14 protein-coding genes and 1 other annotated feature are annotated in these 14,590 nt (G+C 38.7%); of the genes, 8 read left to right on the plus strand and 6 right to left on the minus strand.

Going from position 1 to position 14,590, the window contains the following annotated elements; translation table 11 throughout:
• Positions 1 to 2: 2 nt before the first annotated feature.
• Entirely contained in the window at positions 3 to 1,643 is a 1,641-nt protein-coding gene (locus tag AC6UDG_RS01260; protein WP_500706344.1) for a peptide ABC transporter substrate-binding protein, read from the minus strand.
• Between the two features lie 366 nt (positions 1,644 to 2,009).
• On the opposite strand from AC6UDG_RS01260, the gene AC6UDG_RS01265 reads away from it, so the two are divergent.
• The 8 genes from AC6UDG_RS01265 to AC6UDG_RS01300 all read left to right on the plus strand — a co-directional run bounded on the left by AC6UDG_RS01265 (position 2,010) and on the right by AC6UDG_RS01300 (position 9,579).
• Entirely contained in the window at positions 2,010 to 3,359 is a 1,350-nt protein-coding gene (locus AC6UDG_RS01265) for a C1 family peptidase (protein ID WP_500706183.1), read from the plus strand.
• A gap of 57 nt (positions 3,360 to 3,416) precedes the next feature.
• Positions 3,417 to 3,673, plus strand: a binding site (T-box leader).
• Between the two features lie 74 nt (positions 3,674 to 3,747).
• Positions 3,748 to 4,587: a MetQ/NlpA family ABC transporter substrate-binding protein gene (locus AC6UDG_RS01270; protein ID WP_500706184.1), complete on the plus strand. Its 840-nt coding sequence runs from the start codon at positions 3,748 to 3,750 to the stop codon at positions 4,585 to 4,587.
• A 9-nt stretch (positions 4,588 to 4,596) separates the two neighbouring features.
• The gene (locus tag AC6UDG_RS01275) at positions 4,597 to 5,652 is read left to right on the plus strand and encodes a methionine ABC transporter ATP-binding protein (protein ID WP_500706185.1); all 1,056 of its coding nucleotides are present in this window, start codon (positions 4,597 to 4,599) and stop codon (positions 5,650 to 5,652) included.
• Positions 5,652 to 6,356 (plus strand): methionine ABC transporter permease, encoded by a 705-nt coding sequence (locus AC6UDG_RS01280; protein WP_500695429.1) that lies wholly within the window; start codon positions 5,652 to 5,654, stop codon positions 6,354 to 6,356. Before AC6UDG_RS01275 ends, AC6UDG_RS01280 begins: the two co-directional genes overlap by 1 nt.
• A gap of 31 nt (positions 6,357 to 6,387) precedes the next feature.
• Positions 6,388 to 7,533, plus strand: coding sequence for an ArgE/DapE family deacylase (locus tag AC6UDG_RS01285; protein WP_500706186.1), 1,146 nt, complete (start codon positions 6,388 to 6,390; stop codon positions 7,531 to 7,533).
• A gap of 208 nt (positions 7,534 to 7,741) precedes the next feature.
• Positions 7,742 to 8,188 (plus strand): TIR domain-containing protein, encoded by a 447-nt coding sequence (locus tag AC6UDG_RS01290; protein ID WP_500700932.1) that lies wholly within the window; start codon positions 7,742 to 7,744, stop codon positions 8,186 to 8,188.
• Between the two features lie 9 nt (positions 8,189 to 8,197).
• Positions 8,198 to 8,686, plus strand: a complete 489-nt coding sequence (locus AC6UDG_RS01295; protein WP_500706187.1) for a hypothetical protein — start codon at positions 8,198 to 8,200, stop codon at positions 8,684 to 8,686.
• Between the two features lie 11 nt (positions 8,687 to 8,697).
• Complete coding sequence (locus AC6UDG_RS01300; RefSeq protein WP_500706188.1) at positions 8,698 to 9,579, plus strand: toll/interleukin-1 receptor domain-containing protein; 882 nt, start codon at positions 8,698 to 8,700, stop codon at positions 9,577 to 9,579.
• Between the two features lie 62 nt (positions 9,580 to 9,641).
• Here the strand turns inward: AC6UDG_RS01300 and AC6UDG_RS01305 are convergent, their stop codons facing one another.
• The 5 genes from AC6UDG_RS01305 to AC6UDG_RS01325 all read right to left on the minus strand — a co-directional run bounded on the left by AC6UDG_RS01305 (position 9,642) and on the right by AC6UDG_RS01325 (position 14,489).
• Complete coding sequence (locus tag AC6UDG_RS01305; RefSeq protein WP_500695421.1) at positions 9,642 to 9,788, minus strand: hypothetical protein; 147 nt, start codon at positions 9,786 to 9,788, stop codon at positions 9,642 to 9,644.
• Positions 9,789 to 9,856: 68 nt separating this feature from the next.
• Positions 9,857 to 10,525, minus strand: coding sequence for a type II toxin-antitoxin system death-on-curing family toxin (locus AC6UDG_RS01310; protein WP_500706189.1), 669 nt, complete (start codon positions 10,523 to 10,525; stop codon positions 9,857 to 9,859).
• Positions 10,526 to 10,612: 87 nt separating this feature from the next.
• Entirely contained in the window at positions 10,613 to 11,701 is a 1,089-nt protein-coding gene (locus AC6UDG_RS01315; RefSeq protein WP_500706190.1) for a baeRF3 domain-containing protein, read from the minus strand.
• 80 nt (positions 11,702 to 11,781) lie between these two features.
• Positions 11,782 to 12,441 carry a TVP38/TMEM64 family protein gene (locus AC6UDG_RS01320; protein WP_500696383.1) on the minus strand — a complete coding sequence of 220 codons (660 nt, stop codon included), beginning with the start codon at positions 12,439 to 12,441 and terminating at the stop codon, positions 11,782 to 11,784.
• 131 nt (positions 12,442 to 12,572) lie between these two features.
• Positions 12,573 to 14,489, minus strand: coding sequence for an acyltransferase family protein (locus AC6UDG_RS01325; protein ID WP_500706191.1), 1,917 nt, complete (start codon positions 14,487 to 14,489; stop codon positions 12,573 to 12,575).
• Positions 14,490 to 14,590: the final 101 nt, after the last annotated feature.

Genomic DNA, 14,590 nt, shown 5'->3' on the forward strand with positions numbered 1-14,590 from the left:
CTTTATTTCTTGTAGGTAGCCGCGAGATTGAAATTCCCGTTTGGTGACAGGTTGTAGTTGTGAACGTCGCTTCTGGTAAGAGCTGCGGTGTTTTGCTGGTAAAGTGGAACGACTCCTTCTTGCTTAGTCAAGATGGTCTGAGCGTTCAGGAGGTTCTGCCAACGGGCTTGATAGTTGCCGGCGTTTTTATCAGATGCTTGTTTGATTTGTTGATCAAACTCTTTATTGGACCAGTGACCATCGTTCATAGCGCCACCGGTTTCAAAGAGGTTCAAGAAAGTCACTGGATCTGGGAAGTCGGCGTTCCAAGCTGAGACAACCATGTCGAAGTCCCCACTAGAAGAACGTTGAAGTCGGTTCTTAAATGGCACGTTTGAAAGGGTCACTTTTAGTCCAGGCAATTTCTGGAGTTCAGCCTGCAAGAATTCGGATTGTTTTAAGGAAGAATCGGTATCGTCACCTAATAAGGTTAAGTTGAGATTTTTCTTTCCGGTCTCCTTTAGACCCTCAGTCCAAAGCTTTTTAGCTAACTTAGGATTGTAGTCGTTATAATTTGCATCCTGTTTACTTTGACTTTCGTCTTTAAAGTCGACTCCCGTTTGTTTGTTCCAACTCATCTTAGCTGGAACGACACTTGAATCCGGTGTAGCAGTCTTACCTAACACTTGGTTAGAGAGGAGTTGCCGATTGATTGAATGCCCAATGGCCTGTCTAATCTTGGTGTTCTTGAAGAACGGATCCTTCTTCTCGTTCATCTCAATGTAGAAAGTACTTGAAGTTGGTTTCGTTGAGAAGTCTTTTTCGTTTTTCAGTTGGTTAGCTGAATCACCAGTTAGGCCGTTGTACTGGTCAATTACGTGACTAGAGTACAAGTTAAGTCCGGTATTGGGATCTTTAACAACGTAGTATTTAACGGCGTTCAATCTAATGTTCTTTTGGTTCCAGTACGAGTTATTCTTGCTCTCAGTCCAGGCGGTGTTTCCAACCTGCCATTTATCTAACTTGAATGGTCCATCGAATACCATGTCCTTACTGTTTAATCCATACTGACTTCCAGCCTTTTCAACGACCTTCTGATTAAGTGGCAAGTATGACGCACCAGTTAAGAGAGAATTGAAGTAGGGAATTGGTTGCGACAGGTTAACTTGTAACTTATGGGGACCAATGGCCTTAACTCCTAGGGTCTTTGGTGAAGCCTTCCCGTTGGTAATCTTGTCAGCGTTTTTAACTCCCTCAAAAATGTAGGAGTATTGAGAAGCTGTCTTTGGATCAACGATTCTTCTCCATGCGTAGACAAAGTCATACGCGGTCACGGGGTCTCCATTTGACCATTTGGCGTTTCTCAGATCGAAATTATACTGAGTTCCACCTTTGGTTGGGGTAACGACTTTGGTCGCAATGCCAGGTTCAATCTTGCGGTTATTGTAGCGATAAAGACCTTCCATCGTGTTGTTTAGGTTTTGCGCTCCAATACTATCCGTTACCATACTTGAGTCCATCGTAGAAATAATATCGCTGGAGTTGACTGCCATGTCCTTACTCCCCGATTTACTACTTCCAGAAGAACAACCAGTAAGCATCAGCGCTAAAGCGGCACCAATGAATGCTACTGAAAATATCTTCTTATGGTTCAAATGAAACACCTCCATGTTTGCTGTTTTGCTTTTTGTCGAATATACGCGCGTGTTTCACAAAAGTAAATACGTTTTTTATATTTTTCTTAAGAATCTTAATAAATCTTTAAAGCAAGTGACGTTATATCAACGTTTTTACTTGACGTTACAAAACTTGTGACATGAGTAAGGGAAGCTAAATAATGAAAATGATACACATCTTTGATTATGTAACTTTTAGTGGATGAGAATCCCTTTGTGAAGGGGTTTAGTTATGCAAGTTTTTGATTAACGATTGAAATTGAGATTTGATTAGGATTGGTCAAGTTAAAAGTGTCTCAAAGGAGAGGACAAGTGATACAATACTGACAAGAAAAATATTAAGGAGTGATCATTTTGGATAAGAAAGCAATTAATCCGCAAGACCTGGAATGGTATGAAAAAAGTTATGAAGACAAAGACGACAGTCTGGTCTTAGAACGGGCCGTTTCTCATAATGGAATTAACAATAGTGCTGCTGATTACAAGGCTGATGAAAAAATGAAACGAGTTTTCTCGGTCGAAGTTCCCGAACAACACGTTGCTGATCAGAAGCAAAGTGGAAGGTGCTGGATGTTTTCAGCACTTAACACCATGCGTTTTAAGATTGCCGAAAACTACAAGGTTTCACCAAAATTTGAATTATCACAAAACTACGTTAACTTCTGGGATAAGTTTGAAAAATCAAACTACTTCTTAGAAAACGTGATTAAAACCGCTGATCAACCCTTAGGTTCACGCAAGATCGACTTCTTAATGGAAACCCCACAACAAGACGGGGGCCAATGGGACATGTTGTGCGCCATCATTGAAAAGTACGGAGTTGTTCCAAGTTCAACCATGGTTGAAACTTACAATAGTAATCGCTCTGATGAATTGAATCAGACTTTAAACCTGAAATTACGTCGGGATGCGGAAGAATTGCGTAAAATGGTGAAGGACGGTGCGACCGAAGAAAAGCTTGAATCAACTAAGAGTGAGATGCTAAACGATGTTTATCGCATTTTGGCATACTCTTTGGGTCGTCCAACGAAGCGCTTTGATTTTGAATACCGTGATACTGACAATAAGTACCACATTGATAAGGACCTGACTCCGAAAGAATTCTTTGATAAGTACGTCAACATCAACCTGGAAGACTACGTTTCATTGATTAACTCACCAACTGGTGACAAGCCCTTTGACCAAACCTACACGATTGAAATGTTAGGCAACGTGGTTGGTGGCAGACAGGTTAAGCATTTAAACCTGAAGATTGATGAATTGAAAGACTTAGCCGTAAAACAGTTAAAGAACGGCGAAGCGGTTTGGTTCGGCTGTGACGTTGTCCAAGACTCTGACAGAAAAAAGGGCATCATGGATACGCACTTGTACCACAAGGATGCTTTGTTCAGCACTGACCTGAAGATGAGTAAGGGTGCAAGACTTGACTACAAGGAAAGCATGATGACTCACGCCATGGTGATTACCGGCGTTGACCTAGTCGATGATCAACCAACCAAGTGGAAGGTTGAAAACAGCTGGGGTGAAAAGGTCGGTGAAAAAGGTTACTTTGTCATGAGTGACGACTGGTTCAACGAATTTGTTTACCAGACCGTTATCAACAAGAAGTACATGTCTGACAAGCAACTTGAGGAACAAAAACAGGCACCTAAGATGCTTGAACCTTGGGACCCAATGGGTTCACTAGCTAGTTTAAAAAAATAATTAAAATTTTTGTTGACAGATATTGGTCGACGGATTAGTATACTTACAACAAATTAAATAAACGAGATGGAAAAGCTGAGTACCCGTTGAATTTTCTAAGAGAGTCTCTGGTCGGTGTGAAGGGATGAGATGAATTCGGGGAATATGGACTTTTAATCATTTACTGGCAAGAGTTTCGAACCAGTGACGGGGTTGCTACCGATATCATCGCAAGGCTCTTCTAGTTCAGACGTCGACTAGAGTAGTCTTTGAGGCAGTTACTTGAAAGGGTAACTGTAAACTAAGGTGGTAACACGAAAGCATTCGTCCTTTTTAATTAAAGGGCGGATGCTTTTTTTATTTAATTTAATGAATTAAGCAATCAAATAAAAATTAGGAAGTGGACATCATGAGGAGAAGTACTAAGTGGATTATTGGAATTATCATTGTGGTTGTGATCGTTGGGTTAGGTTGGTTTAGTTTTGCCAGACACTCTGCTGAAAGTAAAAAGACCGTTAACGTCGGTCTAATGAGCGGCTCTAAATCAGACGATGAGATTTGGAAGTCAGTCGCTGAGACTGCCAAGAAGAAGTATGGGGTTAACATTAAGTTCACCCACTTTACTGATTACACGCAACCCAACAAGGCTTTGACTCAACACGAGATTGATTTGAACTCATTTCAACATTATGCCTTCTTAGATAACTGGAATAAGCAAAATCATTCTGACATTGTTTCCATTGGTAACACCAACATTGCTCCTATCAGACTTTATTCAAAGAAGTACAAGAACGTTAAGGACATTCCGGATGGTGGGACGATTGCCGTTCCAAACGATACTTCCAATGAGAGTCGTTCGCTTTACCTCCTTAAGAACGCGGGACTCATCACTTTGAAAAACCAGAAGGGCTTTTTAGGATTAAACGCCATTCAGAGTAATCCCAAGCACTTGAATTTCAAGGAAGTGGACGCATCACAAACCCCACGAGTACTAAACAGTGTCGACGGTGCCGTTATTAATAACACTTACGCCGTTCCCGCTCACTTAGGTGATAAGGAAACAATCTTTACCGAACCACTCAACAATGATTCGAAACAGTGGATTAATTTGATTGCCGCTAACAAGGACCAAAAGAACAACAAGAACTACAAAGACGTTGTAAAATCATTCCAGACCAAGAAGACCGAGCAACTGGTCAAGAAGTATTATGGAAACACCGAAATTCCTGCTTGGAATCGTAAATTTTAGGAGGAACTAATGAGTAATAATATTGTGCAATTCAAGGACGTCTCAGTTACGTTCAAACAAAAAAAGAATGTGATTCACGCCGTTTCAGACGTATCGTTGAAAATTCCCAAAGGTGAAATCTTCGGAATTGCTGGCTACTCCGGTGCCGGTAAATCGACGTTAGTTCGAACCATTAACCTGCTACAAAAACCAACTGACGGGGAAGTCGATGTGTTTGGGAAAACCTTCTATAAAAAAGAAGGCGACCAAGTTTCTTCAATTAATACGAAAAAGTTGCGTGATGAACGGCGTCAAATTGGAATGATTTTTCAACACTTCAATTTACTTGAGGAACAAAACGTCCAACGAAACGTTGAATTCGGATTGAAGCACAGTGGTTTAAAGGAAAAGGAACGTGAAGCGAAAGCCAAGAAGATGCTCGACATTGTTGGTTTGGGTGATTACTTAAAAGCCTATCCATCCCAACTCTCTGGTGGTCAACAGCAACGAGTAGCGATTGCTAGAGCGCTCGCTAACGACCCTAAGATTTTGATTTCTGACGAAGCTACTTCCGCACTTGACCCCAAGAACACCGATCAAATCTTGGATTTACTGAAAGAATTGAACGAGAAATACGGCTTAACGATTATTCTGATCACCCATGAAATGGAAGCCATCAAACGCATTTGTCAGGAAGTTGCCATCATGAGTCAAGGAAAAGTGGTTGATGTTGGTAATCTACTTGATATTTTTGTTGATTCGAAGAATCCAACTACCAGAAAGATTGTTGGAAACAGTTTCAACGCACTTGAAATCTTGAAGTCGATGAACATTGATGTTAATAAGCGAAATTTAGTTCAGCTGACGTATCTATCAGATGACATTAGCGATCCAATCATCGTTAGCCTGTACGAGAAGTTCCATATTTCGGCAAGTATCATCTACAGTAATATTGAAAAATTGGGTGAGCAGGTCGTTGGAACGTTGATTGTTGATTTACTTGGAAGTCAAGAGGATCAAGAAGCAGCGGTTAAGTACCTTAATGGTCAAGACATCAAGGTCACTGAATTGAAGGAGGCAGAATAATGGGAGCTTGGTTTGCAACTCATTTTCCCAACGTGGTTTCACAGGGATTAAATGGTGAAGAAGGCTGGATCACAGCCGTTAATCAGACAATTTACATGACGTTTTGGTCCGCAATCTTTGGTGGGATTGCAGGAATCATCTTTGGAGTTTGTTTAGTGATTTTTGCGGATAACGGGATTATGCCATGTCATCCACTGTTCTGGATTATCGACAAAGTTGTTTCGCTATTCCGAGCCGTTCCGTTTATCATCTTACTGGCCTTCATTGCCCCAGTGACGCAAAAGATCGTTGGAACCCAAATCGGGACGACGGCCGCTTTAGTACCTCTATCAGTCGGGGTCTTTCCGTTTTATGCTCGGCAGGTTCAAGTCGCCCTGGAGAGTGTCGATCATGGCATCATTGAATCAGCGGAATCACTAGGGGCCACGAACTGGGACTTAATCTTCGGCGTGTACCTCAGTGAAGCGCGTTCAGAGTTGATTCGAGTATCGACCGTAACTTTGATTAGTTTAGTTGGTTTAACCGCAATGGCCGGTGCCATTGGTGCTGGTGGCCTTGGTAACATGGCCATCTCATATGGGTACAACCGCTTCGCAAACGACACAACCTTAGTCGCAACAATCCTAGTTGTCATTATGGTTTTGATTATTCAAGTTGTTGGTGACGTCTGGGCCAAGTTTGCTAACCACGCCGATCGCGGTTAATAAATAAGAATTTAAAGAAGGGTGTTTAAGAATGGAAAAAGCAGAGAAAATCAAAATTCTACAGGATTTAATTCAGATTAAGTCCGTGAACGGTAATGAAATTGAGATCTCAGAGTACTTGTCGAAGCTGCTGAAAAAGCACGGTATTGACAGTAAGATTTTTCCGTTTGGCGACGGCCGCGCCAACTTGATTGCTGAACTTGGAACTGGTGAATCTGGGAAAGTACTGGCTTTAGAGGGACACCAAGACACGGTGGCGGTTGCTCATCCGGAAAATTGGAAGCATGATCCGTTTAGGGGTGAAATCGTGGGTGACAAGATCTACGGTCGTGGTGCCGCTGACATGAAGAGTGGGCTAGCGGCTGAGGTGATTGCGCTCTGTGAACTGGCCGATAAAGGTGAGGTTCCTGACGGCAAAATTCGTTTGATTGCGACTTCTGGTGAAGAATTTGGTGCACCTGGTGCTTATAAGATTGAACCAAAGTATATTGACGATGTGGACGCCATGATTGTCGGTGAACCATCCGATGGGGATGTCACCTATGCCCACTCTGGAAGTTTGAACTATCAGATTACTAGTACTGGAAAACCAGCGCACAGTTCGACTCCTGATTTGGGACTGAATGCCATTACTGGTTTGGTTAAATACATTCAAGCTGAGCCGGATTTCTTCAACGATTTACCAGTTGATCCAGTGCTTGGCAAAGTCCAACACAGTATCACCGTCATTAACGGTGGGGAACAGGTTAACATTATTCCTGGATCAGCAAGTTTGCTTGGAAACGTCCGTCCGACTCCTTCATTTAATAACGACAACGTGATTGAATTGATTCAAACAATCGTTGATAAAGTGAACGACGAGACGCCATATCACCTCGAATTTAAGTTGGTTCACAACTTTTATCCAATTGAAACCGATAAGGACAATCGATTCGTCCAGAATGCTTACGAGGTTACTAAAAAAGACTATCAGAATCGCAAGCCCGAGCTGATTGTCAATAACGGTGCAACTGATGCGAGTGTTTACGTTCAGGAAAACGACAAAATGGCAGTGATCTTGTTAGGTCCCGATAAGAACAACACGTCACACCAGATTAACGAGTATACGACACTTTCGAGTTATCTTGATACGATTAATGCTTATCAGGATATTGCGAACGATTTCTTTGAAAAGTAGTAAAAATAAAGGCCTTGAACTGTGGAGTTCAAGGCCTTTTTGTATGGCTTTGTTTAAAATATAATTTCTTCATATTAGTGAAACATAACTATATCCATAGCTATTGTTTTGGCAAACTTGTTAATCATACATGACATTATTATCTAGAACTGATTGATGGTAGAATACAACTATTAAATGAAAACAAATTAAGGAGAGGGGAATCTCTATGATTAAACGAAGAGTATTTTTTAGTTTTTATTATGATGAAGATGCTTCACGTGTTCAACAAATAAAGAATATGGGTATTGTTGAAGGGAATACGATTATCAATTCAAATGCTTGGGAACAAGTTAAACGTAGTGGGGATGCTGCTGTTAAACGATGGATAAATGATAATATGAAACAAACTTCATGTACAGTCGTACTAATTGGTACACATACGGCAGATAGAAAATGGGTAAAATATGAAATTGAACATTCTTTAGAAATAGGTAAGCCAATAATTGGAATCTATATAAACAATCTCAAAGATTTTAATGGAGATAGATCAGTACAAGGGAAAAATCCATTACCGAATGAAGTTGATGTATACGATCCATCTAAAACTATGGCTTATAATGAAATAAGTAACAATATTGAAAAATGGATAGAGAATGCTATTTCGAAAAAATGAGGTGATAGTTTGGATGAAGATAAAAATCAAGAACAAACAGTTAAGGAACAAAAATTAGAAAAAACATTAGATTTTATTGAAAGTATAATAAGTCGAATGGCAAAAAATTCTTTTCAACTTAAAACGTGGATGGTAACAATTTTTTCAGCCATAATAGTATTAATAATTGGGCAAAAAATAAATTTATTTCTTTCATCATTAGTTTTAATAATTCCAACCTTGTTTTTTGGTGGATTAGATGCATATTATTTGAAATTAGAAAGACAGTTTAGATATCTTTATACGGCCATAGTTGATAGACCAAATGATTTTAACTATAAGCCATTTGATTTGAATACAGCTGTAGATGGAGTAAAACAAGCAAGTTTTTGTAAAACATTAAAATCTCCAAGTATCTGGGCTTTTTATGGTTCCTTATTACTTTTAATATTTATAATTGTGATATTTTCATTAATAGCTAAATATTCACCATTGGTCATTATTATTAATGTTAGTTAGGAGTATGTGATATGTATCGTGGTTATAATTTAAATTTAGATGAGAATGATCTTAATGGTTTGTTTCCTTCTTCAATAATGGATAAAGCGTCTATGAATTTTTATAAAAATAATTTGTCTGCTAATGTTGAAAAAAGCATTAAGGACATTATAAAAGATAATTCCACAGTAAATGTATCTAAGAGTAATGAAAATAGTATTGATATTACTGAAATAGGGAAGAAATGGTTTCCTAAACAAAATGATAAAGTTTTTATTTCTCACTCTCATAAAGATGAGAGGTTAGCTTTAAGATTATCAAAATGGCTGAAGGAAGAATTTGGTCTTAATTCTTTTATTGATTCTTTAGTTTGGGGATATGCTCCTGATTTATTGAAAGAAATAGATAATGATTATTGTTATAATGAATCGACTGAGCTTTACGATTATAATAAGAGAAATATTACAACATCTGAAGTCTATCTTTTGCTTTCCTCTGCTTTGCATGAAATGATAGACCAATGTGAATGTGTTATTTTTATAAATACGCCAAACTCAGTAGAAATAAATAATGTAAATGATTATTATACAAATTCACCATGGCTTTATGATGAATTACAAACTGCTAAATTTATTGAGAAAAGAACTCCTAAAGGAATTGAAACATTAGAAGAAAGTAATAAAAGTTTGACCAGAAATAATCAATTACCTAAATTCAAACGTAATACTACTGAAGAAATTAAATCACTTCAAACAATTAACACTAATGATCTGAAACATTGGGAAGATTCTTGGAATAATTTTAAAGGAAAAAGAAGTATTTTAGAAAATGATAATGATGAGAGTACAAAGAAACTATTGTTTGAAATGAATGAAAAAGATCCTTTATATTTTTTGTATAAAATAAATAATTAATTAAATAAAGAAGTCCAACATAAAAACCATATGTGCTACACATATGGTTTTTATATTGGACTTTATATCTTAGAAAGCATCTTGAGTGCTTTTATTACCTTAGGGTTATCTGTTACTTTCTTATTAGCTTCTTCATTAATTCTTTTACGATTTTTGGGATCCATTAATTTATCGAATAATTGGTTCAGCTCTTTATCGGTTATATTCATATTAATTTCTCTTTTCTTAAACCACTATCTATGCTTTCAATACATGCTATTTTATAAATTTAGTTTTGTCAAACGCCAAGTATAGATTGCATTAAATCTAAGTCTAAATAACAATGAAAGGTAACATACTCTTTTAATTCAGCTTGTGACATGCTTTTTTGAGCAATTGCAACGGAAATCGTATAGAGAGCCATGTCATCATATATATCAAATGTATAATAATTATTACTAAGAAAGGTGAGAGCAGCTAACATGGCTGTTCTTTTGTTACCATTCGTAAAAAATTGGTAGCTTGCTATGGAATACCAAATATAAGTTGCCTTATCAATAATGGTAGGATGAAGGTCTTTGTTAAATAAATATTGGTTAATTTGGCCCAAAATTCGTTCTAAACCTGCCTGATCCTTTAAACCGTAGATAGTTTTTTCTTTAATTAGGATTTCGGCTTGTTTATTGATATTTTTCATTTCAGGTACACATAAATTAAATTGTGGCAAAGTTAAGACTAATTTGTCAGTTAAATGATTATGGACGTTAAAAACTGATAATTTAAGTGCGTTTTTTTCATTGGTTATTGATTTGTAAAAATGGAGATTAATTTTTGTTATTTCTTTTATATTAAGTGTTTTTTTGAGTAATTTTTTATACTCATTAATCTGTTCTGTTTTACTGTTTTGATAGTTTGTGATTATTAAGGCTTGAGGTAATTCCCTATTTAGCTGTTTATCTATTGACATATTTAAATTCCCTTAATATACATACGCTAAAAATATATTAAATTTGCGCATAAAAAAAGAGCTTGGTTACCAAGCTCTTTTTTAAAATTACCATCTTAAAATAGCTGCAACTTTCTTGTCAGTTGGCATATCGTCAGCAGGCAATACAGTAACATCACCATCAAGGCCAAGAACTGTCAATGCTAATGAGTTTAATTCATTAGATGGACGTGAACCTTCGGCGTTAACTTCAACGTCCTCACCGTTATCCTTGCTTTGAACGTAAGCATCCTGTTGGATGATTAGGTTAGCAATTCGGTCGTCAATGGCAGCCTTCAAGATTTCATCGTAGTCATCAGTGGTCTTCTTAGCACCGTCGGCTTTGTCATAGACGTCTTTCATTGATTTCTCACCATCTGAAACGAAGTTATCATGGATGGTTTGAGCAACTTCTTGAACGTTTTCGCCAGCATTTTTAACGGCGGCATCCATTTCAACGTGTTTGTCTTCAACCACGTATGGGTTGTGAGTAGCACGGTTGAAACGGCCTTCGTCTTCAGCGTTTGCAACAACTACTAATGGATTGTGGTCCTTGTTTGAAACATGTTTTTGAACATATTTGTCAACCAATTCGTAGTATTCGTGAGTATCCCACTTAGCTCCGTTCTTTCTAGGATCATCCTGGGTCTCAGTCTCGGTCTTGTTTGAGTCAAATGGATCTGGAGTGTCGGTGTCGTCATCAACAACGCTCAAGTCGTTAACGTGAAATACTTTGAAGTCGTCACGTTGTAAGAACAACATGTCAAAGTCAGGAACGAATTGGTATTGTCTTACGATTGGTAAGATTTGCAATTTGTCTGAGAATGAGAATGCTGTTTGTGGAGCGTAGTTCAATTGAGCAACTTCGATGGAATCGTTAGTTACGTACATGATGATCCCCTTAGCAATGGTTGCCTTAGGTTGTAAAGTCTTTAGGTAGTTCTTAATTTGAAAATCATAGGCGTTCCAAAGTTCTGGTTTGTATTGTTTTTGAAATGCTTTTTTAGCAGTGTCAACCAAACTGTTGATTTGGGTGTTGTCTCTACGAGTATTGTCTTCCTTAGGATCCAAGGGTACAGTGATTGTTAAAACTGGGCCGTTATCGGATTCCAAGTCAAGCAAGTTTTTAATTTGATCTTTTTTGTCATGCTTAGCCATGGTAAAACCTCCATTAATAAATTGTTACTATACTCTACTATATTACCATTTTTAAAAACAATTGGAAACGGGTACCTCGATTAGAGTTTATCGGTTACCAGTCGTTTAATTAAAAAGAACACGATGAGGGCAAAAACGACGATGATACCGATTAACACCATCAGTTTCTTGAAACTCCCTTGCAAAATCGTGTCACCACCAAGCGAGTAGATGATTGAAATGGGAATGCTTCCCAGAATCGTCGCAATCTTCACTTTCTTGTCTGGAAACCGTTTCTTATCCTGATTGGCCTGAAAACTGACTAGAAACGTCGGGATAAAGGGGATCGAATATCCGATAATCAGACCGAGGAGGGGATGCTTTAAGTGTTTAAAGTGTTTGGCATACTTATTGTTCTCGTATTTTCTAGCAATCCCTTTAAATGATGAAACAATCTTAGTCGTCCCAAAGTTTCCGGCTGAAAGTCCAATCACGTTGATGATAATGCCAAGCCATTTTCCAAAACAAATCCCAGTGATAACGCCGACAACTGCGACTGGTGCCCCTGGAATCATGGTCAAGATGTACAACAAGAAGATCAATAAGACAGCATCAATTAGACCGTGGTCACGGATTTCTTGAATCGCCGTGCCGCGGGTAGCAGGATTGAACATCATTTTAATCTCTGGCCAATAATCCATGAATAGGATGTAGAAGAAGAGGACGGCGATGACAATGCCAAGGTATTTTAAAATGTCCATGCGATGTTCTTTAATGAATTCTACGATGATAAAAAACTCCTCTAAATGTTATAGCTATATCTTATAAGAAAATCTTAGCCACGTCTATTCTTTCGAAAAAAATAAGCCAACCATTTGGGTTGGCTTATTAATTATTTTTCGGCGTGCTTCAAAACGTTTTGAGCGATGAAGGAAGAATACTTCGGCGTTCCTTGCACGTTAGGGTGCGTCTGGTCTTGATAGAGGTACTGTGGATGTGACTTAGCATAATTATACCAGTCGATCACATACAAGTTCTTATACTTCTTTTGAGCCTTATTTAGAAACGAGTTAACCTGGTTCTGCCATGGTTGAGTTGGAACGTAGGTGTTAATCCAGAAGACATGACGGTTCTTTCCCGCAATTTCCATGTATTGCTTCAGCGTCTCGTCACTAATGGCACCGTTAGTTCCAAGGCCGATAATGACGTTTTTACCCAACAAACCTTGTTGTTGCATACTCTTCATGATGGCAACGCCATCTTGAGGGTGACGCGAGGTGGCAGCGTCAATGTATAGTTTTGGAAAGATCTTTTGCAGATTATCGCGTCCAGACAGCATGACTGAGTCACCAATGGCACTTCCAGAGAGGTTCTGAGCTTCTTGGAGTTGTTGCTTGGTTAGGCCGTCTTTTTCCAGCTTCTTATTGACTTTCGTGTTCTTTGATTTTTTACCGGATTTGATTTCTTTGGCTAGTTTTTCGTTGTGCTTATCTTGCGCCTTAGAGTTCTTTTGAATTCGGTTGGCCAGTTGCGTGTGATTGGCGGCCTTCGGATTAACTGTGGTTGATTGGAAGATGCCAACCGTGCCAATGGTTAATACAATAATTGCTAGGACCTTTAAGACCATGTGGTGCTTAAAGCACGATGTCAGCCAATCTTTAATCTGGTTAAGACTCATCTTGTAAATGTTGAAGAGAGTCTTGAAAAACTCAGGGACCCGATGGTAATCGTATTTAGCGAGCGGAACCTCAATGAAGCGGTACGATAATTCTGAGATAACGATGATAATCGCAATTTCGATAAGAGAATACAACCATTGATGATCAGCTACATCTTTAAATTTGTCGGCAAAGAAAACAAAAACAGGGAACTGGTAAACATAGATTTCATAACTTCTAGAACCAATCCAGTCAAATAATTTATTGGTTAGGATGCGATTCCAGTGACTATTAGGATGAACAACCGCCATCATGGCCATTATGGTAAAGATCGAGAACAGTGCCATGCCACCACGATACAAAAACGGTGATTGTGAACCAGTGGTAACGATGATCCAACCCATTCCTACCATTCCGATTAGACCAAAGACGTCCAATAGAAATGATTTTTGGTTGTCATGATCGCGTTTCTGGGTACTCGGCCAGAAAACGGCCAGGGCGGCTCCGAAAAGAATTGAGAACATTCGGGTGTCGGTCCCGTAGTAAACTCGACTAGGATCACTACCAGGATGATACAGAACGGCCATTAAAAGGACTGAAAGAACTGATAATAAAATGGCAGTGTAGAAGATGGGGTGTTTGTTTCCGTGGAATTTTTTAAGTAAGAAGTAGGCAATGAGGGGCCAAATTAGGTAAAATTGACCTTCAATTGCAAGGGTCCAAAGGTGGGTAAATGGGGAAGCACTTCCAGCAAAGTTCTGAAAGTACGATTGACCATTCATGATTTCCCACCAGTTATATACGTAAGCTAAGTTAGATACGACGCTCTGCCATAGATTCGCTAGTAGATTACGTTGAAACAATGTTATGTATGCAGCGGTCGCAAATAACATCGTAATGAGGGTGGGATACAGCCGTTTTAATCGTTTTGACCAAAAGTAGCCGTAGCGGAAATGGTTCGTTTCATGATATTCGGTAATCAAATGATCGGTAACCAAATACCCTGACAACGTCAAAAACACCGGAACCCCTAGGTATCCTCCAGTAAATACGCTAGGTGACAGGTGGTATAAGATGACACAGATAACGGCAAGTGCCCGTAAGCCGGTGAAGCCGGTAATAAACCGACGTTTTGTAGTTTTATTATTCATATTATTGGATCCCTAATTATTAGTTTGTATAATAGCAAGTTTAGCACGCAAAAGCCGTGCTGTATATGGACTTCGGCAAATCTTAAGAAAAAGATTTTGGG

The organism is Fructilactobacillus sp. X2R1C1, assembly GCF_059901435.1.

Bases quoted from the DNA above. Each gene is read 5' to 3' on its own strand.
- AC6UDG_RS01270 (WP_500706184.1), top strand. From the start codon at position 3,748: ATGAGGAGAAGTACTAAGTGGATTATTGGAATTATCATTGTGGTTGTG.
- AC6UDG_RS01275 (WP_500706185.1), top strand. From the start codon at position 4,597: ATGAGTAATAATATTGTGCAATTCAAGGACGTCTCAGTTACGTTCAAA.
- AC6UDG_RS01280 (WP_500695429.1), top strand. From the start codon at position 5,652: ATGGGAGCTTGGTTTGCAACTCATTTTCCCAACGTGGTTTCACAGGGA.
- AC6UDG_RS01285 (WP_500706186.1), top strand. From the start codon at position 6,388: ATGGAAAAAGCAGAGAAAATCAAAATTCTACAGGATTTAATTCAGATT.
- AC6UDG_RS01290 (WP_500700932.1), top strand. From the start codon at position 7,742: ATGATTAAACGAAGAGTATTTTTTAGTTTTTATTATGATGAAGATGCT.
- AC6UDG_RS01300 (WP_500706188.1), top strand. From the start codon at position 8,698: ATGTATCGTGGTTATAATTTAAATTTAGATGAGAATGATCTTAATGGT.
- AC6UDG_RS01305 (WP_500695421.1), bottom strand. From the start codon at position 9,788: ATGAATATAACCGATAAAGAGCTGAACCAATTATTCGATAAATTAATG.
- AC6UDG_RS01310 (WP_500706189.1), bottom strand. From the start codon at position 10,525: ATGTCAATAGATAAACAGCTAAATAGGGAATTACCTCAAGCCTTAATA.
- AC6UDG_RS01315 (WP_500706190.1), bottom strand. From the start codon at position 11,701: ATGGCTAAGCATGACAAAAAAGATCAAATTAAAAACTTGCTTGACTTG.
- AC6UDG_RS01320 (WP_500696383.1), bottom strand. From the start codon at position 12,441: ATGGACATTTTAAAATACCTTGGCATTGTCATCGCCGTCCTCTTCTTC.
- AC6UDG_RS01325 (WP_500706191.1), bottom strand. From the start codon at position 14,489: ATGAATAATAAAACTACAAAACGTCGGTTTATTACCGGCTTCACCGGC.